19 protein-coding genes are annotated in these 19,229 nt (G+C 72.8%); 5 read left to right on the forward strand and 14 right to left on the reverse strand.

Annotated features, from left to right (window positions below; genetic code table 11):
- Positions 1-205: 205 nt before the first annotated feature.
- Together AB0C36_RS38220 and AB0C36_RS38225 are read right to left on the reverse strand one after the other, a co-directional pair.
- Positions 206-475, reverse strand: coding sequence for a hypothetical protein (locus AB0C36_RS38220; RefSeq protein WP_358363350.1), 270 nt, complete (start codon positions 473-475; stop codon positions 206-208).
- Positions 476-489: 14 nt separating this feature from the next.
- The gene (locus AB0C36_RS38225; RefSeq protein WP_358363352.1) at positions 490-972 is read right to left on the reverse strand and encodes a winged helix-turn-helix transcriptional regulator; all 483 of its coding nucleotides are present in this window, start codon (positions 970-972) and stop codon (positions 490-492) included.
- Between the two features lie 149 nt (positions 973-1,121).
- On the opposite strand from AB0C36_RS38225, the gene AB0C36_RS38230 reads away from it, so the two are divergent.
- Positions 1,122-1,985, forward strand: a complete 864-nt coding sequence (locus AB0C36_RS38230) for an SDR family oxidoreductase (RefSeq protein WP_358363354.1) — start codon at positions 1,122-1,124, stop codon at positions 1,983-1,985.
- 87 nt (positions 1,986-2,072) lie between these two features.
- Here AB0C36_RS38230 and AB0C36_RS38235 read toward each other — a convergent pair whose 3' ends face one another.
- Positions 2,073-3,713, reverse strand: coding sequence for an amidohydrolase (locus tag AB0C36_RS38235; protein WP_358363356.1), 1,641 nt, complete (start codon positions 3,711-3,713; stop codon positions 2,073-2,075).
- A gap of 183 nt (positions 3,714-3,896) precedes the next feature.
- A complete protein-coding gene (locus AB0C36_RS38240) occupies positions 3,897-5,372 on the reverse strand; it encodes a purine-cytosine permease family protein (protein ID WP_358363358.1) in 1,476 nt (491 codons plus the stop codon).
- A 274-nt stretch (positions 5,373-5,646) separates the two neighbouring features.
- On the opposite strand from AB0C36_RS38240, the gene AB0C36_RS38245 reads away from it, so the two are divergent.
- Positions 5,647-6,201 (forward strand): TetR/AcrR family transcriptional regulator, encoded by a 555-nt coding sequence (locus tag AB0C36_RS38245; protein ID WP_358363378.1) that lies wholly within the window; start codon positions 5,647-5,649, stop codon positions 6,199-6,201.
- Positions 6,202-6,315: 114 nt separating this feature from the next.
- Here the strand turns inward: AB0C36_RS38245 and AB0C36_RS38250 are convergent, their stop codons facing one another.
- On the reverse strand, positions 6,316-7,332 hold the full coding sequence (locus AB0C36_RS38250; RefSeq protein WP_358363360.1) for a LacI family DNA-binding transcriptional regulator: 1,017 nt from the start codon (positions 7,330-7,332) through the stop codon (positions 6,316-6,318).
- Positions 7,333-7,626: 294 nt separating this feature from the next.
- Positions 7,627-8,358, reverse strand: coding sequence for a TetR family transcriptional regulator (locus AB0C36_RS38255; RefSeq protein WP_358363361.1), 732 nt, complete (start codon positions 8,356-8,358; stop codon positions 7,627-7,629).
- 273 nt (positions 8,359-8,631) lie between these two features.
- Between AB0C36_RS38255 and AB0C36_RS38260 the strand changes: the two genes are divergently transcribed.
- Entirely contained in the window at positions 8,632-8,847 is a 216-nt protein-coding gene (locus tag AB0C36_RS38260; RefSeq protein WP_358363362.1) for a hypothetical protein, read from the forward strand.
- Between the two features lie 94 nt (positions 8,848-8,941).
- On the opposite strand, the gene AB0C36_RS38265 is transcribed toward AB0C36_RS38260, so the two are convergent.
- Positions 8,942-9,328 carry a hypothetical protein gene (locus tag AB0C36_RS38265; RefSeq protein WP_358363364.1) on the reverse strand — a complete coding sequence of 129 codons (387 nt, stop codon included), beginning with the start codon at positions 9,326-9,328 and terminating at the stop codon, positions 8,942-8,944.
- 184 nt (positions 9,329-9,512) lie between these two features.
- Here AB0C36_RS38265 and AB0C36_RS38270 point away from each other — a divergent pair, with 184 nt between their 5' ends.
- Positions 9,513-10,013: a MarR family winged helix-turn-helix transcriptional regulator gene (locus AB0C36_RS38270; RefSeq protein ID WP_358363365.1), complete on the forward strand. Its 501-nt coding sequence runs from the start codon at positions 9,513-9,515 to the stop codon at positions 10,011-10,013.
- A gap of 97 nt (positions 10,014-10,110) precedes the next feature.
- On the opposite strand, the gene AB0C36_RS38275 is transcribed toward AB0C36_RS38270, so the two are convergent.
- From AB0C36_RS38275 to AB0C36_RS38305, 7 genes are all read right to left on the reverse strand, one after another.
- Positions 10,111-10,458, reverse strand: a complete 348-nt coding sequence (locus tag AB0C36_RS38275; RefSeq protein WP_358363366.1) for a DUF202 domain-containing protein — start codon at positions 10,456-10,458, stop codon at positions 10,111-10,113.
- On the reverse strand, positions 10,455-10,820 hold the full coding sequence (locus AB0C36_RS38280) for a YidH family protein (protein WP_358363367.1): 366 nt from the start codon (positions 10,818-10,820) through the stop codon (positions 10,455-10,457). Before AB0C36_RS38280 ends, AB0C36_RS38275 begins: the two co-directional genes overlap by 4 nt.
- Positions 10,821-10,822: 2 nt before the next feature.
- Positions 10,823-12,400 carry a pyridoxal phosphate-dependent decarboxylase family protein gene (locus AB0C36_RS38285; RefSeq protein ID WP_435839197.1) on the reverse strand — a complete coding sequence of 526 codons (1,578 nt, stop codon included), beginning with the start codon at positions 12,398-12,400 and terminating at the stop codon, positions 10,823-10,825.
- Positions 12,401-12,402: 2 nt separating this feature from the next.
- Positions 12,403-13,866, reverse strand: a complete 1,464-nt coding sequence (locus AB0C36_RS38290) for an MFS transporter (RefSeq protein ID WP_358363368.1) — start codon at positions 13,864-13,866, stop codon at positions 12,403-12,405.
- Between the two features lie 274 nt (positions 13,867-14,140).
- Positions 14,141-14,569, reverse strand: a complete 429-nt coding sequence (gene nusB, locus AB0C36_RS38295) for a transcription antitermination factor NusB (protein ID WP_358363370.1) — start codon at positions 14,567-14,569, stop codon at positions 14,141-14,143.
- Positions 14,569-15,135, reverse strand: coding sequence for an elongation factor P (efp, locus tag AB0C36_RS38300; RefSeq protein ID WP_358363372.1), 567 nt, complete (start codon positions 15,133-15,135; stop codon positions 14,569-14,571). Before efp ends, nusB begins: the two co-directional genes overlap by 1 nt.
- Before the next feature lie 64 nt (positions 15,136-15,199).
- Positions 15,200-16,315, reverse strand: a complete 1,116-nt coding sequence (locus AB0C36_RS38305; RefSeq protein WP_358363374.1) for an aminopeptidase P family protein — start codon at positions 16,313-16,315, stop codon at positions 15,200-15,202.
- A gap of 431 nt (positions 16,316-16,746) precedes the next feature.
- Between AB0C36_RS38305 and AB0C36_RS38310 the strand changes: the two genes are divergently transcribed.
- A complete protein-coding gene (locus AB0C36_RS38310) occupies positions 16,747-19,077 on the forward strand; it encodes a trypsin-like serine peptidase (protein WP_358363376.1) in 2,331 nt (776 codons plus the stop codon).
- Positions 19,078-19,229 lie beyond the last annotated feature (152 nt).

The raw sequence follows: 19,229 nt of genomic DNA on the forward strand, positions 1-19,229 counted from the left end.
CGCTGTGGGGCCGGGAGGACGTCGTCCTCCCGGCCCCACTGTCGTTTCCCAGGCGTTTGTCCGCCCCGCCCGAACTCCCTGGTCCCGCACCCCGGTACGGCCCGTCCGCTGAGCGCGAGACGCGGTGCGAGACGCCGTGCGAGACGCCGCGGGGACGGACGGCTGCGACCGCGGAGCCGCCGTCGTACGGGCCGAACTGCTCGACTTACTCGGCCTGGAAGGCCTCGTCGAAGCGTGCCGCCAGGTAAAGGTAGTCGTTGCCCCAGCCGCTGGAGATCGACAGTTCCTGCAACGGGCCGGTCGGCAGGAACAGGAGCCGCATGCCGGCCGGGCGGCCGCCGGCCCCGACCTCGGCGGCCAGCGCGTCGAACTCCGCCAGTGCCTCGGCGGCGTCGTTCCACGACGACCAGCCGAAGTCGTTTCCGGGCAGCGCCATCAGTTCGCGCATGCGGGCCAGAACCTGCGTCAGTTCCACCGGAGTACAGATCGTCAGGGCGCCGCGGACGCGGAACCGGCGGTCGCCTCGCCGCCCGCGGCCTCGGCGGCCCCGGACTCCGCGGCCTTGGCGGCGTCGTAGCGTTCCTGCGCGGCCAGCACGCCGGCCATGTTGCCCTCGATGAACCCGATCAGGTCGCTCAGGCGTGCCACGACGCCCGACCCGAACTCGGTCAGCCGGTACTCGACCTTCGGCGGGATCGCCTGCCGCACCTCGCGTACGACCAGGCCGTCGCGCTCCAGGGCGTGCAGCGCCTGCGCGAGCATCTTCTCGCTGATGCCCTCGACTCGGCGGCGCAGCGCGTTGAAGCGCATGTCGCCGTCGGCGAGCGCGACGAGCACGAGGCCGCCCCAGCGGCCGGTGACGTGCTCCATGGTCGGCCGGGACGGGCAACCCCGGGCGAACACGTCGAACACGACCTCCTCGAGGCCGTCTGCCGCGTGCTCGGCGACGCGGGGGCTCTTGGTGGTGTCCATGCGCACAACGGTACCTCCACAGTACTGGCGATGCGAGAGCACTATCTGATGGGTTGCACTTTCAAAAAGTTAGTGCCATGGTCTTCGTAAGCGCCGGGCCACACCGCGCACCGCCCCGCACACCGCCCCACGCATCGAGGAGAACCACCGTGATCGTCGTCACCGCCGCCACCGGACGCCTGGGCCGCCTCACCGTCGAGAACCTGCTCGCCCGCGGCGTCTCGCCCGCGGACATCGCCGTCGCCGTCCGCTCCCCGGAGCGCGCCGCCGACCTCGCCGCACGCGGCGTCCAGGTCCGCGAGGGCGACTACGACCGCCCCGAGACCCTGGCCCCCGCCTTCGCGGGGGCGGACCGGCTGCTCTTCGTCTCCGCGAGTGCGCACGACAACGACCTGCGCATCGCGCAGCACGTCAACGTGGTCGCCGCGGCCCAGGAGGCCGGCGTCGGCCGGGTCGTCTACACCTCGATCGTCGAGGCCGACACCAACCCGCTCGACCTGGCCCGGGTGCACAACGACACCGAGCAGCGCATCCGCGCGACCGGCCTGCCGTACACGTTCCTGCGCAACAGCTGGTACTTCGAGAACTACACGGCAGGCGTACCGGGCGCGGTCGAGCGCGGCGGCATCGTCGGCACGGCCGCCGACGGCCGCATCGCCGCGGCCTCGATCGCCGATTTCGCCGAGGCGGCCGCGGTGGTGCTCACCACGGACGGCCACGACGGCAGGGTGTACGAGCTGACCGGCGACACCTCCTGGACCGTCGCCGACCTCGCCGCCGAGGTCTCGCGGCAGTCCGGCAAGCCGGTCGCCTACACCGACCTCCCCGCCGAGCAGCTGGCCGAGATCCTCGCGGGCGCCGGACTGCCGGCCGGTCTCGTCGCGCTGCTCGTCGACGCCGAGACCCACACGCGTACCGGCGCGCTCGGCACCGTGACCGACCAGCTGCGCACGCTGATCGGCCGCCCGACGACGACCCTCGCCGACGCGGTCGCCGAGGCGCTCAAGGACTGACGGAACGGAAGTCACCCCCCGCACGAACACGACGGCCCGCCGCGGAACTCCGCGGCGGGCCGTCAGGCGTGCGGGCCGAGCTTGCCGTCAGCCGTGCACGATCTCGCCGCCCACGGCGACGAGTTCACAGACCGTGTCCGGGATCTCGGCCGGGTCCGCCGCCAGGATGTCGCGCGACAGGACCACGAAGTCCGCCAGCTTGCCCACCGTGAGGGAACCGCGCTCGTGCTCCAGGAAGTTCGCGTACGCCGACCCCATCGTGTAGCCGTGCACGGCCGTCGCGACGTCGACCGTCTCGGACGGCACCCACGGCTCCCCTCCCCCGAGCGGACGCCGCGTCACCGCGGTGTAGATGCCGACCATCGGGTCCATCTCGGCGACGTTCCAGTCGCTGGAGAACGCGAGCACCGCGCCCGCCTCGTGCAGGCTGCGCATCGGCCACGCCTTGTGCCAGCGCTCCTCGCCGACGTTCTCCGCCCAGTCCTGCCCCGGCCCGGCGATCTCGGGCGCGCAGTGCCGCGGCTGCATGCAGGCGACGACGCCGAGTTCGCGGAACCGCGCCACGTCGTCGGGGTCCAGGCACTCGACGTGGACCACCTGGTGGCGCGCGTCGCGGGCGCCGTTCACGTCGCGGGCGTGCGCGACGGCGTCCAGGACCGTCCGGATGCCGCGGTCGCCGGTGGCGTGCACGAAGCACTGGAAGCCGCGTGCGTCCAGCTTGGCGAGTAGCCCGGCGAACTCCTCCGCGGGGTAGAAGGTGTCCCCGCGGTGGTGGGCGCAGCCGCGGTACGGCTCCAGCAGCGCCGCGGTGCGCGGCTCCACGACGTCGTCGATGTAGAGCTTGAGCGGCCCGACCGAGAAGCGCTCGTCGTCGAACTCCTTTGCCGCCGCGGCGAAGTCGTCGAGGTCGGCGTCGGTGGTGCCGCGCGGGTGGAACAGCGCGGCGACGACGCGGGAGCGCAGCCGCCCCTCGGCGCGGGCGCGGGAGAACAGGGCGAGGTCGTCCAGCGAGTTCTGGGGTTCGACGACGGTGGTGATGCCGTAGCGGATGGCGTCGTCGAGGCTGCGCGCGAGGCGGCCGTACTGGCGGTCCGGGCTCGCCCACGGCACGCCGAGCGCGCGCAGTTCACGGTGGCCGTCGCGGGAGAGGCCGCGTACCGCGAAGTCCTTGATGAACCCGGTGGGTTCGCCGGTGGCCTCGTCCTTGTGCACCCGGCCGTACGGGAGAACGTCGCTGTCGCGCGTGATGCCGAGGCGGCGCAGCGCGGCGGTGTTGAGCCACGCGGTGTGCACGTCGTAGGAGAACACGATGGCGGGGGTGTCGCCGGTGGCCGGGTCCAGATCCTCGGCGCGCGGCATGCGGCCGTCCGGGATGGCGGAGTAGTCGAACGCCTCGCCCTCGATCCAGGAGGCGTCGGGATTCTGCGCGTGCCACGCGCGGATGCGGTCGTGGATGGCGTCGAGCGTACGCGCGCCCGCGAGTTGCACGCACGCTTCGTCGGAGCCGAGGCGCACGTGGTTGTGCGCGTCGACGAACCCGGGCAGGACGCGGCGGCCCTCGCCCGCCACGACGCGGGTGCCGGGGCCGATCCACGCGGACGCGCCGTCGTCGGGGCCGATCCAGGCGATACGCCCGGCGACGACCGCGAGGGCTTCGGCCTCGGGCAGATCGGGGTCGACGGTGTGTATGCGCGCGCCGCGCAGGACGAGGTCGGCGGTCTGGTTCACGGGAGCTCCCAACGGGGGTGGTGCGGGTGGTGCGTCATGCGCGTGTGCCATGTGGCGTGTGCCATGCGGCGGGTGTCATGCGACGTGCGGCGCGCGGCGCGCGGCGCGCGGCGCGCGGCGCGCGGACGGTGCGTCGTGCGCGATGCGCGCGTGGTGGCGCGTCGTGCCTGTCGGTCGGGCGCGTCAGTTCCGGCGGAACTGCGGTTCGCGGCGGGCGAGAACCCAGTAGAGGAGTCCGGCGACGACCGCGCCCACGAGGGTGAAGTCACCGCCGAGCGGGGCGACCAGCGGGCCGGTCCACAGGGCGGATTCGGCGGCCAGCGCGGCAATTGCGACGCCGGTCGCGAGCGCGGCCATGCCGGGGATGTGGAACCCGCGGTGGTACCAGTACGCGCCGCCGGTCATGTCGTGCAGTGCCGCCGCGTCGTACCGGCACCTGCGCATGAGCGTGTCGGCGATGAACACGCCGCCCCACGGCGCGAAGACGACCAGCAGCACGGACAGGAAACTGGTGAGCGACTCGGTGAAGTCGACCCAGAAGAGGGTCGCGAGCGAGCCGGCCGCGACGACGGCGGTGCTCACCAGGATGCCGCGCGAGCGCGACCACGGGATGCCGAGGACCTGGAGGTTCAGGCTCGACGAGTAAAGGGTCAGGATCGAGTTGGTGACCGAGCCACCCACCACCAGGAACAGGAACAGCGCCTGGAACCAGCCGGGCAGCAGGTCGGCGACGCCGGCGACCGGGTCCGTCATGTCGGCCTGCGTCGCTGCGGCCACGCCGACCACGCCCAGCACGACGGACGCGAGCATGCCGCCCACCGCGCCGCTCCAGGTGATCGCCTTGAGGGTCGTGGTCCTGGGCAGGTAGCGGGTGTAGTCGGAGGGCATCGGCAGGTACGACACCGGGCCGGCGATCATCACGACGAGGGCGAGCGTCCAGGCGTGGAAGCCGCCGCCGGAGACCGCGCCGGGGTCGGCGTCGGGGACGACGAACAGCACGACGAGGGCGAAGCCGGCGCCGAGGACGTACGCCATCCACCGCTCGGCCGCCTGAACCGTCGCGTGCCCCCACATCGCCACGACGAAGGTGAGCGCGAGCGTGACGACCAGGGCCAGCGCGCGCCCGAAGTCTCCGCCGTGCCAGCCGAGTTCCGCGAACAGCGCCTCCAGGGCGAAGGTGCCGACCACGGTGTTGAGGATGGTGTAGCCGATCCCGACGACCCAGTTGAGCAGCCCGGCGGGCAGGTTGCCCAGCACGCCGAAGGTGGCGCGGGAGATGACGAGTGTCGCAGTGCCGGTGCGGATGCCGGCGAGACCGAGGGCGCTGACCGCGAAGAACGCCAGGCCGCCGAGGACGACGACGGCGGTCGCCGCCCAGAAGGACAGGCCGAACGCGACGGCGAGGGTGCCGTTGATGACGTACGTGAAGGTCAGGTTCGAGCCGAACCACAGCCAGAACAGGTCCTTCGCGCCGCCGTGCCGCTCGTCGTCGGGGATCGGGTCGATGCCGTGGGTCTCGACCTGGAAGACCTCGTCGCGGGCGGCCGCGGTGGCGGCGGACGCGGCGTCCGAGGCGGCGGACGCGGTCGTAGGCGCGGTCGCGGACGCAGCCGTGGCCTTGGCGGCGAACGGCGCCGCGGGTTCGCGGGGCAGGGTCACCGGGACCTCCCCTCTCCGGGGCAGAAGTTTGAATGACGCTCAAGAACTTTGAACGGCACTCAAGGTCGTTCACGGATCGCGCCGCTGTCAAGAGTTCTCCGGAAATCCGTGACATATTTGACCGACGTTCAAGGTTCCCGGGCGCAGGGGCGGCCTGCGGGTAGGGTCTCGGCGAGCGGCGCCGCCCATCCGGTCGGCGCGGACGCGGGACGCGGCACACGGAGGTTCAGCGGTGGCGGCACGGCGGCGGGACGGGCGGATCGCACAGGACCGCATGCTGGAGGAGGCGGTCACGGCGATCGCCGAGGACGGCCTCGCGTCCCTCACGATGGCCGGCCTCGCGGACCGGCTCGGCACCAGCGGCGGCCACATCCTGTACTACTTCGGCAGCAAGGACCAGCTCCTGCTGGCGGCGCTGCGCTGGAGCGAGGACCGGCTGAGCGGCGAGCGCGCGGCCCTGCTCGGGCGGCGCGTACGCCCGCCCCGCATGCTCGACCTCTTCCTCGGCCTCTACCTGCCCAGCGGGGCCCGCGACCCGCGGTGGATGCTGTGGCTGGAACTGTGGGCGCGTACCGCCGGAAACGACGAACTGCGCAGCGCCCAGGAGGAGATCGACCGGGGGTGGAGCGACGACCTCGAAACGATCCTGCGCCGGGGCGCGGACGCCGGGGCCTTCGCCCTCGGCGACGCGGCGTCGGACACCTCGGAACTGCTGGCGCTACTGGAAGGGCTCAGCACCCGGGTGGTGCTGGGGTTGGCGGGGGCGACACGGGAGGACGCCCTGGCCACCGCACGACGGGCCGCGGCGCGCCTGACCGGTACGGCCTAGCGCGACGCGGAGCAGGGCGACGTGGAGCAGGACGACGCGGAACAGGGCGACGTGGTGCCCAGCGGCACGGAGCAGAACGGCGCGGCCCAGCACGGCGCGGGCGTCCAGGACGCGTCAGCCGGACTCGCGTACGACCACGCGCGGGTGCACGACCATGTGGTCCCGGTGCTTGTACGGCCGTCCGGTCATCAGCGCGGTCACCATGTCCGCCGCGCCGCTGCCCATCGTGCGGGTGTGCATCGCGACGCTGGTGAGCCGCGGCCACACCAGGTCGCAGAAGGGCAGGTCGTCGGCGCCGACCACGGCCATGTCGTCGGGCACCGACCAGCCGCACTCGCGCAGTGCGGAGATGATCATGAGGGCGAAGTCGTCGTTGCCGGCGAAGACCGCGGTGGGCGGCTCGGTCTGGCGCTGCCAGCCGCGCACGACCGCGAGGACGTCCTCGCGGACGTAGCCGACGTCGACCCGCTCCAGGAAGCAACCGGCTTCCTCCGCCGCCGACTTCGCGCCTTCCCAGCGTTCGTTCGCGAGACCTGCGAGTGGGCCTGCCGGGACGAGGCAGGCCATGCGTCTGTGTCCGCGGCCTATCAGGTGGCGGATCGCGAGCGCGCCGGAGTCCCGGTTGTCGAAGATCGCGGTCGGCACCCCGGGGTGCTCCTCGCGGCCCCACGCGAAGATGGCGCGGACGCCGGCCCGGCGCAGCACCTCCACGCCGCCGTCGGTGAGCCGGTTGGACTCGGCGAGTACCGCGAGCGGGCGCAATGCGGCCCAGGTGCGCGCCGCGTCCACGCCGCGCGCATACCGGTCGCCGTGGATCAGCAGGTTGAGGTCCTGGCGGCGCAGCGCCTCGGTGAACTCGTCCACGAACTGCTCCAGGAGCTGGCCCATCGGCTGGAGGGGCAGCGGGAACAGGACGATGTCGCTGCTGCCGGAACGCAGCGAGCGGGCGGGCGCGCTGGGGGCGTAGCCGAGTTCACGCACGGCCTTGAGGACGCGTTCGCGGGTCTCGGCGCTGACCCGGGCTCCGGGCGGGGAGTTGAGCACGTACGACACCGTCGAGCGGGACACCCCCGCGACGCGGGCGACGTCGGCGCTGGTGGGGGGCTTGGCCCCGGACTCGGGCATGGTCATGGCCGACACCCCTCCCTGAGCCGCCTGGGGCGGCCTTGTCGCGGCGCGTGCACCGGGGTTGGACGGAACCCCATGTCGAGCACCCCCGTCACTGCCAGTTGGTGGCCTCGGGCACGGATCGACATGCCCAGGAAACCTTACTGTTTCCTTGCTCAAATCAGGGGTTTTCAGCCTGATGAATTCTCGGGTTCCGGCAGGTTTTCCGGGCCGCGCGGGCCGGATACGGAACGGCGGCGTCCGGGACGTCCGGGACGTCCGATTCAAGCGCTTGATTCAGCACGGGACGGGGGCGGACTACCGCCCGGAGTCCGGCTCCCAGCCCGCTCCGAGCCAGCCCGTGTCGACGAGTCCGGACATCGCCGACCACGCCGCGTCGATGGTGACGGCGAGGTCCTCGGGGTCGTACGCGCCGCGCTCGGTCCACTCGTCCATCGCGACGCGCACCACCGCGTTGAAGCAGCTGACCGTGATCGCCGGGCGCAGGTCCCGGTGCGGGTCGACGCCCTGGCGCCGGGCGATCTCGGCGGCCATCAGCCGCTCGGTCTCCATCGCGTGGCGCAGGCTCGCCGCCATCAGCGTCGGATTGCCCTCGATGAGGCGGCGGGTGCGCAGCCACGCCTCGGTGGACCCGAGCTTGGGGTCGCGGGCGATGGCGTCCATCACCTCGGCGGTCGCCCGGCGGAGAGTGACGACCGGCGGCTCGTCGGCGGGCCGGGCCGCGACGGCGGCGACGAGCGAGCGCTCGACCTCCGAGGAACGGGCGAGGGCGACCTCCTCCTTGCCGGGGAAGTAGCGGAAGAAGGTACGCCGGGACACGTCGACCGCGGCGACGATCTCGTCGATGGTCGTCGCGTCGTACCCCTTGCGCCAGAAGAGTTCGAGCGCCGCATCGACGAGCGCTTCCCGGGTGCGCTCCTTCTTGCGCTCGCGCAGGCCCGTGGCACCGCCGGCGCCGGGGGCCGTGCCCGAGGTCGCGCCCGGGGTCGTGCCGGGGGTGGTTCTCGCCGAGCCCTGGTCCACGATCACGCTTCCTCTCCCGTTCCTGGCGGCGAGTATGCCACCTGCCACTCAGTGCAACATGGCGCGTTTTGCCATATGGCACTCAGTGCCATAACCTGTGTCCGTTTCCCGCGCCCCGCAAACACCCCCTGGGGGATGGACCGATGCCGAACACCACCGCCCCGGAACGGGACGCCAGAGCGCCCCGCTCACCCGACGCACCGTCAACCGACGTCAAGACCGCCTGGCCACTGGGCCGACCAGGGCCTCGGCCCGCTGTCCGGCGACGCGGTGGACCAGATGAAGGACTCGGTGTCGACCGGCGTCGCGCCCGTGCCGCCCGGCACCGCACCCGACCTCGCCGCGAGGATCTCCGAGGCGTCGCACGCGTCGTTCCTCGACGGCATGCATCTGTCCTTCGCCATCGGTGCGATCGCGTTCGCCTGCGCGATCTCCCTGGCGCTGCTCGTCCGGTCAGGCGAACGCCGTGAGGGCATGGCGTCCGTACACGTCTGACCGGCGCCACGGGGGAAACGAGGGGCCGACTGGTGAAGCAGTCGGCCCCTCACCGTCTCCGCTCTCCCGCTCCCCGCTCACCCGCACTGGCGTGTCACGGGCGTCCGGTGTCGACGGGGCGGTAGCCGGAGCAGAGCACGCGCAGCCAGGTGATCCGGTCGCCGTCGGTGGCGTAGTACGCCTGCTGCTCGACGAGGAAGCGGGCGTCGCCGGTGCGGACCTGGAGGCGGTAGGCGAGGTGTTCGCGGTCGCCCATCGACCCGGTGCCGACGTGCAGGAGGCGCTCGATGTGGTCGTCGGGGTCGAACCAGCGGCCCAGGATGATGTCGTCGACGACCTCGGCCGCGTCGGCGGCTTCCCACGGCCTTCCGGGGGTGAGCCCCTTGAAGTCGACGTGGGGGTCGAGCAGGGCGAGCAGGGCCTCGCGGTCCTTGGCCACGAGCGCTTCGGCGAACCTCTTGCCGAGTACGTCGCTACTCACGTGGTGGTCCCTTCTGCGGTCGGCTTCTGCCATTCCACAGCAGCGGTACGGGGAAGGCATCCGTTCGCGATATCGAACTTCTCGCGGTGGTGGCGGTGAGTGACGAGGCGCGCCGCGTCGCGAACCGGGGAAGCAGTCGGCCCCTACGCCGGTTTGCGGGCAGATAGACAGGTACTCTGACCGCGTGCATCAAGACGCGCTCGCCGGAGCCCACCCGGGGTCGGAACTCGTGACGCTGCTCGTCGGCGCCGTACGCGGCATCAGCCAGGTCTTCTCGGACCGCATGACCGCCGCCGGCTTCGACGACGTACGCCCGACCCACGGCTTCGCCCTCACCCTGGTCGGCGAGCACGGCACCACCGCCACCGAGCTGGGACGACGGCTCGGCATGACCAAGCAGTCCGCCGGCGAGGTCGTCACCCACCTCGCACGCCAGGGCTACGTCGAACGGCAGCCCGACCCCGAGGACCGCCGCGCCCGCCGCATCACCCTGACCGCACGCGGCCACGAATGCGTCGGCATCATCTGGACCGAACTCGCCGACATACAAAGCGCCTGGGAGGGAGCCGTCGGCACCGCGGGCCTCGACGACCTCACGACCGGCCTGCGCAAGGGCCTGCGCACCCTCCGCGACGGCGGCCACATCCCCGAAGGCCTGCGCCAGGCCTGGTGGTGGTACGCGTGACCCCGCACCCGGCGCCGCGCACCGGTCACCCGGCTCGCTGGGCTCACCGGGTTCGGTCGGCTCACCGGGCTCGGTCGGCTCAGTCGGCTTGCTCGGTTCACTCGGCCAATGCCAGGACGGCCGCGGCGATCAGCGAGACCAGAACGGCGGCCGCCGCCGTGAACGCGATCGGCCCGGCGCCCACGACGGGAGTGCCACGGCGGATCGCGTCGTCGACGCGGCGGAAGCGTACGGCGCTCGCGAGGTAGACGAAGACCGACACCGCGATGACGACCGCGCCCGGGACCATCCACCCCCAGTGGTCCAGGCGATGGCCCGCGTGCAGCATGAGCCCGCCGTTCGCGAGGAAAGCCAGGGCGGTGCGCGACCAGGCGAGGCGGGTCCGCTCGGGCTGGAGGCCCGGGTCGACGGGGCCGTTGCGCGTCGCCGGTGCCCCGCCCGTCACCCGATCGCCATCAGGATCACGCTGACGACGATCACCGCCGCGACCCCCAGCGAAAGCATGAGCGGCATCGACGTCGCGGGCAGGGCCTGGCTGAGGCGCATCGCCCGCTCGACGCGGAACCAGCGCCGGTACGAGAACGCCGCGAGCGCGGTCGCTATGGCGACGAGGACGAACCCCAGCACCAGCCGCTGGCCGCGTGGGCCGAGGTCCGGCAGGAACTGCACGACCGCGACCCCGCCCGCCAGCAGCGACAACGCGGTCCGTATCCACGCGAGGAAGGTGCGCTCGTTGGCGAGGGTGAACCGGTAGTCGGGCTCGTCCCCGATGTCCTGGAGCCGGGGACGGCGCCGATCGTTGGCCATGGTCACGATTGTGCCGTGTGCCCTCCCGACCCACCGCGCGGGGCAGCCTGGCGCGTCGCGCGGATTTCCGCCGCCGGTCGGAACAGGCCGCCGATGACGTCGGGGAGCAGGCGCTCGGCGAGCGCCGTGGGGAGTTGTTCGAGGAGCGCCAGGACGGGGGCCATGCGTTCGGGGAGCGAGCCGCCCGCGCCGATGCCGGCCAGATCGAGGAGAGCCGCCGAGTCGGCGGCGCCGAGCGCCGCGGGGTCCACAAGGGCGGCTGCTTCCACGAGTTGCCCATCGGCGACGGCCGGGCCGAGCGTACGCGCCTCCGCGGCCGCCGACGCGAGCGCGGCGAGCAGCTCCGGGGCCTTGCCGTCGGCGGCGGCGGTCACCGTGAGGTGCACGGTGCGCGGCAGTCCCGCGTAGCCGGGCTGCGGCTGCACGTACCAGCCGTGGGCGCGCAGGCAGTCGGCGAGCACGAACACGTCCAGCTTCGCGTCGTCGCTCGCGACCGCGAGGAGTGATCCGGGCGGGTCGCCCAGGACGCGCAGCCCGGGGATCGCGTCCACGCCGACGCGCAGCGCGCGGGCGGTACGAACCGTGCGGCGGGCCAGTTCCTCGTAGCCCGCGTCGCCGATGTGCCGCAGCACCGCCCAGGCCGCCGCGAGCGGCCCCGCCGACTTGGTGCCCTGGAGGGTCGCGTTGACGACCGGGTAGCCGGGCCATGCGGCGCACGCGAAGTAGCCGTGGCGGCGCAGTTCGGCGTCGCGGAAAAGGAGCACGGAGGCGCCCTTGGGGGTGTACGCGTACTTGTGCAGGTCGACCGACAGGGACGTGACGCCGGGCACCGACAGGTCGAAGTCGGCGACGGGTGCCGCCTCGGGCAGGCGCCGCGCGTACGGCAGCAGCCACCCGCCGATGCACGCGTCCACGTGGCACAGCACGCCGCGCCCGGCGGCGAGCCCCGCGATCTCGGCCACCGGATCGACGACGCCGTGCGCGTACGACGGTGCCGACGCGACGACCAGCGCGGTCCGCTCGCCGAGCGCGGCGGCGACGGCAGCGGGGTCGGGCGTGAAGGTGCGCCCGTCGACCGGCAACGCGACGGTCTCCAGTCCGAACAGGTGCGCGGCCTTGTGGAAGGCGGCGTGCGCGGTGACCGGCAGCACGAGCTGAGGGTTCGTCACACTCCGTGTGGCCCGGGCGTGTTCGCGAGCCGTCAGGACGGCCAGCAGAACGCTCTCGGTGCCGCCCGAGGTGACCGTGCCCACGGTGTCGGCGGTGCCGCCCAGCAGGCGCGCGGTGGTGCCGACCACCTCGTTCTCCAGCGCCACGACGCTGGGGAAGGCGGTCATGTCGAGCCCGTTGACCCCGGCCACGGAGGCATACGCGGCCTCGGCGAGTGCGGCGGTCTCCGCACCGAGCCCGGAGTCGTAGACGTACGCGAGCGTGCGCCCGCCGTGCACCGGGAGGTCGGCGGCGCGCAGGGCGGCGAGGTCGGCGAGAATCGCGGCGGCGGACTCGGCGGACTCGGCGGGCGCGGCGGACTCGGCGCGGGCAGGGGCCGCGGCGGACTCGGCGGGCGGGTTGTTCTGCACGGTCACACGGTGTCCTCTTCGGCGCGGGCCGCCTCCGGCGTCCGCGCGGTCTGGGCGGGGATCTTGGCGTGCCGGTCCCGCAGTTCGGCCAACTTCTCCTCGGTCAGGTCGTAGCGCAGGATGAACGGCATGCTGATCACCAGCAACACCGCCGGCAGCAGCGTGAAGCCGAGGAGCACCCCGGTCAGCGCCGAGTCGGGCTGCGGTACGCGGTGGTCCGCGTCGGACGACACGAACCCGCTCGCCTGGAGCATCGCGGCGAACACCCCCGCGCCCAGGGCGAGTCCGAGCATCTCCCCCGCCGTCCACACGCCGGTGAAGACGCCCGCGCGGCGCTGCCCGGTGGTCATGGCGTCCACCGCGACCGCGTCCCCGATCATCGACATCGGCAGCATCTGCATGCCCGCGTAGCCGACGCCGGCGATGCCGGTGATGGCGTACACGACACCGGCCGGGACCTGCCCCGCGGACATCATGAGCAGCGACGCCACCAGGAAGCAGCACGAGGCCGCGAACGCGGCGTTGCGCTTGCCGAAGCGGAGCGCGGCGCGCGACCACAGCGGCATCGCGACGATCGACGGCAGGACGAGCGCCGCGAACAGCCAGGTGGTGGCCGACGAGTCGTCGAGGATGTAGGTGGAGAAGTACTGCACGCCCGCGAGCATCGCGCCCGCGCCGATGGCCTGGATGACGTACATGCCGAACAGGTTCATGAAGGAACGGTTCGTCCGCGCGATGGCGAGCTGCTTGAGGATCGAGCTCTCGCTCGCGGTGACCGGCACGACGGTACGCGCGCGGGCGGTGGTGAAGAACGCCGCGAGCATCCCCGCCATGAGCAGCACGCCGAGGACGACCCCCATGAGGCGGTAGCCGCCCAGCGTGCCGGGGTCGTCGCCGCCGGAGTGGCCGGTGATCAGCGGGGCGAGGCCGCCGGAGAGCATGATCGCGAAGGACAGGAACGCGACGCGCCACGCCATCATGCGGGTGCGCTCGTGGTGGTCGGCGGTGATCTCCGCGGGCATCGCGATGTAGGGGACCTGGAACGCGGCGAAGGCGGTCGCGGCGAGCAGGTACATGACGCCGACGTACAGTGCGGCCCAGCCGCCGGTCAGCGGCGGTCCCGCGAACATCGCCGCGAAGAAGAAGGGGAGCGTCAACGCGCCGCCGAGCATCCACGGGCGGCGCGGGCCCCAGCGGTGCTCGGTGCGGTCGGACAGGGTTCCCGCGTAGGGGTTCGCGACGGCGTCCCACGCCTTGGGCAGGAACACGACGACGCCCGCCACGAGGGGCTCCACGCCGAGCACGTCGGTGAGGTAGAAGAGCAGCAGCAGGCCGGGTACGGCGCCGAATATGCCGGTGCCGAACGACCCCAGGCCGTAGCCGATCCGCACGATGCCGGGCAGGGGCGGGATCTCGGGGGCCGACGGCTCGGCGGCGTCGGGGCCCGCGGCGGAAACCATGGTCATGAACGTAGGCCCTGCCGGGGCCTGCCACCAGGGTTTTACCTGTGGTCCAGACCAATTTCGGAGCGGCTTGGAAAAACACGCCGCGACCGGCGACGGGATTTGACGCCGATTGACGGAAAACGCCCGCGCGGTGGCCTTATTCGCCCCGTCTCGAGCACCCCGCGTGCGGCCCCGGCGGCTTGGCTCGCCGTCCGAGGGCGCTCCGCAAAACGCCGACGCCCGCGGGGCCGTCGGGCTCCGCGGGCGTCGGCGATACTCGAAGGCCGTGCGCGGGTCAGCGCTGCAGCGTCGGCTTCAGATCCTTCAGCCGGGCCAGCAACCCGTTCACGAACTGCGGCGAATCGTCGGTCGAGAACTCCTTCGCGAGCTCCACCGCCTCGTCGATCGCCACCGCGTCCGGCACGTCGTCTTCCCACAGCAGCTCGTACACACCCAGCCGCAGCACATTGCGGTCGACCGTCGGCATGCGGTCCATGGTCCAGCCCACCGCGTACGTCGAGATCAGGTCGTCGATCCGCACCCGGTGCGCCTGCACGCCCTCGACCAGCTGCATCGTGTACTCGGCCACCGGCGGCGTGTCCGCGTCGTTGCGCGAACGCCCCACCCAGTCCGCGAGCACCCGCGCCGGGTCGCCGCCGCGCTGGTCCGCCTCGAAGAGGATCTGGAGCGCGCGGCGCCGGGTCTTGGTACGGGCACCGGCCACTAGCTGTTCACACGGCCCAGGTAGTCACCGGAACGGGTGTCGACCTTGACCTTCTCGCCGGTCGTGATGAAGAGCGGGACCGCGATCTCGTAGCCCGTCTCCAGCTTCGCCGGCTTGGTGCCGCCGGTGGAGCGGTCGCCCTGCACGCCCGGCTCGGTGTACTCGATGACCAGCTCGACGGACGCCGGCAGCTCGACGTACAGCGCCGCGCCCTCGTACATCGCGACGGTCGCCTCGAAGCCCTCGAGCAGGTAGTTCGCCGCGTCGCCGACCACCTCGGGCGTCACCGGCAGCTGGTCGAACGTCTCCGTGTCCATGAACACGAAGTCCGAGCCGTCCTTGTACGAGAACTGCATGCCCCTGCGGTCCACGTTGGCCGTCTCGACCTTGATGCCCGCGTTGAACGTCTTGTCGACGATCTTGCCGGACAGCACGTTCTTGAGCTTGGTACGGACGAAGGCGGGGCCCTTGCCCGGCTTGACGTGCTGGAACTCCACGACGGACCAGAGCTGTCCACCGTCGAGCTTGAGCACCAAACCGTTCTTCAGGTCGTTGGTCGTGGCCACGGGTGCGGGGTCTCCTGCGTTGCTTCGGACCTGGCCGCCCTCACCTGCCGTACGCGGGCGCGCACTACAGGACAAGCAGCTCCTTGGTCGTGATGGTAAGTAGCTCGGGCCCGCCGTCCTCGGGCGGACGGACCACGAGGGTGTCCTCGATGCGGACGCCGCCGCGCCCCGGGAGATAGATCCCCGGTTCGACGGTGACCGGCATGCAAGCGTCCAGCTTACCGCTCGACGTCGGACCCATGCGCGGGTCCTCGTGGATCTCCAGCCCGACGCCGTGCCCGAGGCCGTGCGGGAAGTACTCGCCGTACCCCGCCGCGTCGATGACGTCCTTCGCCGCGCGGTGCACCGCGGCCGTCTCCACCCCCGGCGCCAGCGCCTCGCGGCCCGCCTTCTGCGCCGCGAAGACTACGTCGTAGACCTCCACCTGCCAGTCGGCCGGCTCGTTGCCGATCACAAAGGTGCGCGTCATGTCCGCGTGGTAGCCCCGGTAGCACGCCCCGAAGTCGATCTTCAGGAAGTCGCCGTCCTCCACCCGCCGGTCCCCCGGGCTGTGGTGCGGGACCGCCGAGTGCGGGCCGGACGCCACGATCGTCGGGAACGCCGGGCAGTCCGCGCCGTGGTCCGCCATCCGGCGCTCCAGCTCCAGCGCGATGTGCCGCTCGGTACGCCCCACGAGGATCGACTCGATCATCTCCGCGATCGCCTGGTCGCCGATCTCGCACGCGATCCGCAGCGTCGCGATCTCGTCGGCGTCCTTGACCCGGCGCAGTTCCTCGACCGCGCGGCCCAGCGCCACCCGGTCCACGCCCTTGGCCGCCTCGCCCAGGGTCCGGTACATCTCGACCGTGACCGCGTGCTCCTCCACCGCGAGCCGCCGCACGCCGGCGTCGGCCGCGCGCGTGGCCAGGGCCGGCGCGCACGCGCGCTCCACGACCAGCTCGATGTCGGGCGCCTGCTCGGCCACCTGGGTGACGTACCGGCCGTCGGTCGCCAGCACCGTCCCGGAGCCGCGCTCGGCACCGTCGGGCACCGCCGCGAACACCAGCAGAGCGGCGTTCGACCCGGTGAACCCGGTCAGGTAGCGCACGTTGACCAGATTCGTGATCAACGCGGCGTCGGCTCCGGTCGCGGCCACACGGGCGCGCAGCCGGTCACGTCGAACGGCGTGGGCCTCGGGCATGCGCTCAGCGTAACCCCGCACCAGGTGAACGGCCCGGCAGGGCAGGTCCGGGGCGGGCGCCTCCCCCTCCCGGACCGGCCAAGCCGCAGGCCCGCACCGGGCGTGTCGCAATCGCCGCCACGCGGGTTGGCCCATGTACGCGCCGCCCCGGCCCCCTCCGCCGCGCGTTCCTGCCACAGGCTCCGCCGGCTTCCCGCCGACACCGTTCGGGCGTACGCCAGTTCGAGTCCGCGGGTGTTCGAACCGCCGCGTGTTCGTCCGTTCGGTTGACCTTCGCCCTGGTCGGTCCAACAGACCCTCCGGCGGCCTCGCGCAGCCCTACGCTTCTTGCAGGTCTTACTGCGGGTCTTGCAGGGTGCGCCGTCCGGGTGGGGATCCGGCGAACTTTCCGCGGCCCGTCGCCACGTCGTCACACCCGGGGGGTGGTCGCGATGAACATCGGGGAACTCGGCCAAGGGGGCGCGGCGGATCCCGCACTCCAGGAACGCCGTATCGCACAGATGGCGGCCGCCGCCACGCGGCACCGGGGCGCACAAGGCCAGATCGACGACATCGCGCGGCGGCGCGAGCAGGGCATGCGGTATCCCGACGAGCCCGAGCGGCTGGCCCGGCGGGCCCGGCGACTGGTGCAGGCCGGCGAGGTGCCCGGCGAGATCCTGCTCGCCATCCCGCCCGGCGGCGACGCCGTGGAGACCGACGAGCGCATCATCGGCGACTCCAACGACCTCCAGGCCGCGGCGTTCCTGCCGCGCGGCGTCCGCGCGTCCGCGACCGTCGGCCGCATCTGGCTCCGGCTCGGCGGACGCGTGCAGCCCGCCGCGACCGGCTTCCTGGTCGCCCCTCGGCTGCTGCTGACGAACCACCACGTCTTCCCCGAGGCGGCAGGCACGCTGGACGCGTTCGTGGAGTTCGGCGCCGAGGCCGGCCTCGACGACATGCCCGCGCCCACCGTGCGCTTCGGCTTCGCACCCGACGTGTTCTTCCTCGCCGACGAGCACCTGGACTACGCCCTGGTCGCCCTCGCGCCGGGCGCCGACGGACGTAGCGCGGGCGAGCTCTTCGGCTGGAACCGCCTCGACCCCGCCGAGGGCAAGCTCGTGATCGGCGACCCCGTGAACATCATCGGCCACCCGTCCGGGCGCCTGAAGGAGATCGCCGTCCGCGAGAACGAACTCCTGGTTCGCCTGGACGACTTCCTGCACTACAAGACCGACACCGAGCCGGGGAACTCCGGGTCGCCGGTCTTCAACGACCAGTGGGAAGTCGTCGCCCTGCACCACCGCGGCGTGCCCAAAACGGACGACCAGGGCCGTACGCTCAACGTCGACGGCGGCGTGTGGACGGCGGCGCAGGGTGATGCCGCCGTCGCGTGGATCGCCAACGAAGGCGCGCGCATAAGCGCCGTAGTGAGGCACCTGGCCGCCAACACCCCCGACGAATTGCGGCCGGTGCTCGGCGAGTTGGGCCCGGCGGTCGGAGCACCGCCGTCGAGTCCCCCGGGCACGTCGGGGGCCGCCGCGGCGACCGGGGCGGCGGGCTCCACAGCGAGTTCCACAGCAGGTGCCGCTGCGGGTGCGGCCGGCTCGGCGACCGGGGCGCCGATCGGCGGGCCGAGCGACGCGCCGGCTCCCCTCGATCCGATCGCGGCCGGCCCGGCCCCGCTCGACCAGCCTGTGCACGACCAGCCTGTGCTGGGCCCGGCGGTGTTGGTGCCGCCGCCGGCGGGGCCGGTCCCGCCGACGGTGGGGCCCGCGGCGCCCGTGCCCACGCCCCGGGCGCCGGAGACGGTCGGGGCGACGACCTCGACGACGTACCGCACGGGTGTCGCCGGGCGTACCGAAGCCTTCGGCGCCGCACGGCAGTTGGTCTTCCTGCACGGCCGCAGCCAGCAGGGCCGCGATCCCGAGGAGATGCGGCGCGAGTGGGCCGCGGGCCTCAACAACGGGCTCACCCGGCTGGGCTTCGCGACCGTCGACCCGCGCGATGTGTTCTTCCCCTACTACGGCGACCTGCTCGCCGACGCCCTGAACACCCGGGAATCGGTGGCCACCAGCTTCGACGCCGTCGCCGACGACCCCGCGGCGGCGGCCGCTCCCGCATCTGCGTCGGCACGCGACCTGTACCACGGCATGCTCGACCAGGCCGCCGAGCGCTCCGGGATGCCCGCCGGCGCCCGGGAGGACGGCGACAACGGCGTCGCGGTCGGCGGCGACGAACGGTTCGGGGTCGGCGGCGTCGTACACCTCACCCGCCGCCCGCTCGACTGGATCGCCCGGCACTCCGGGGTGGACCGGCTGGTCGTCGCCAAGGCGTTCCGCGATGTGGCGCTCTACCTCGACACGGCCGCGGTCCGGGAGCGCGTGCTCGCGTGCGTACGCGACACCGTCCCGCGAACCGGCGGCATCGTCCTCGTCGCGCACAGCCTCGGCACCGTCGTCGCGATGGACCTGCTCTGCGACCCCGAGGGCCCCGACGTCACCGGCCTGCTGACCCTCGGAGCACCGCTCGGCCTGGACACCGTGCACGACCGGCTCCGCACCCGCGGCCCACACTGCCCGACGCGCGTGCCGTGGTGGTTCAACGGGTGGGCGCCCGCCGACGGCGTCGCGATCGGCTGCCCGCTGCGCGGACGCTGGTCGGGCGTCAGCACCGAGGCCTGCGTCGACAACCCGCGCGACCGGGCGCACGACATCGACGAGTACCTGACCCGCCCGGAAGTGGCCGCGGCGCTGGCGACCGCGCTCGGCCTGGCTCGGAGGTGAGGTTCCACCAACGCCCAGGGCCGGTGTGCCGGTCCCGCGCTGCATCACGGTCGTCGCCCGGCGGACGACGCTGACGACGTCCACGCCGACGCCGACGCCGAGGGGCCCTACGACGCCTCGTGCGGCGGGGCCGGGGAAGCGGGACTTCCCCG

It is taken from the genome of Streptodolium elevatio (genome assembly GCF_040649515.1).
Taxonomy (GTDB): Bacteria; Actinomycetota; Actinomycetes; order Streptomycetales; family Streptomycetaceae; genus Yinghuangia; species Yinghuangia elevatio.

Coding starts and splice junctions, on each gene's coding strand:
- AB0C36_RS38225 (WP_358363352.1), bottom strand. CDS start 972: ATGGACACCACCAAGAGCCCCCGCGTCGCCGAGCACGCGGCAGACGGC.
- AB0C36_RS38245 (WP_358363378.1), top strand. CDS start 5,647: ATGCTGGAGGAGGCGGTCACGGCGATCGCCGAGGACGGCCTCGCGTCC.
- AB0C36_RS38250 (WP_358363360.1), bottom strand. CDS start 7,332: ATGACCATGCCCGAGTCCGGGGCCAAGCCCCCCACCAGCGCCGACGTC.
- AB0C36_RS38260 (WP_358363362.1), top strand. CDS start 8,632: ATGAAGGACTCGGTGTCGACCGGCGTCGCGCCCGTGCCGCCCGGCACC.
- AB0C36_RS38280 (WP_358363367.1), bottom strand. CDS start 10,820: ATGGCCAACGATCGGCGCCGTCCCCGGCTCCAGGACATCGGGGACGAG.
- AB0C36_RS38290 (WP_358363368.1), bottom strand. CDS start 13,866: ATGACCATGGTTTCCGCCGCGGGCCCCGACGCCGCCGAGCCGTCGGCC.
- AB0C36_RS38305 (WP_358363374.1), bottom strand. CDS start 16,315: ATGCCCGAGGCCCACGCCGTTCGACGTGACCGGCTGCGCGCCCGTGTG.
- AB0C36_RS38310 (WP_358363376.1), top strand. CDS start 16,747: ATGAACATCGGGGAACTCGGCCAAGGGGGCGCGGCGGATCCCGCACTC.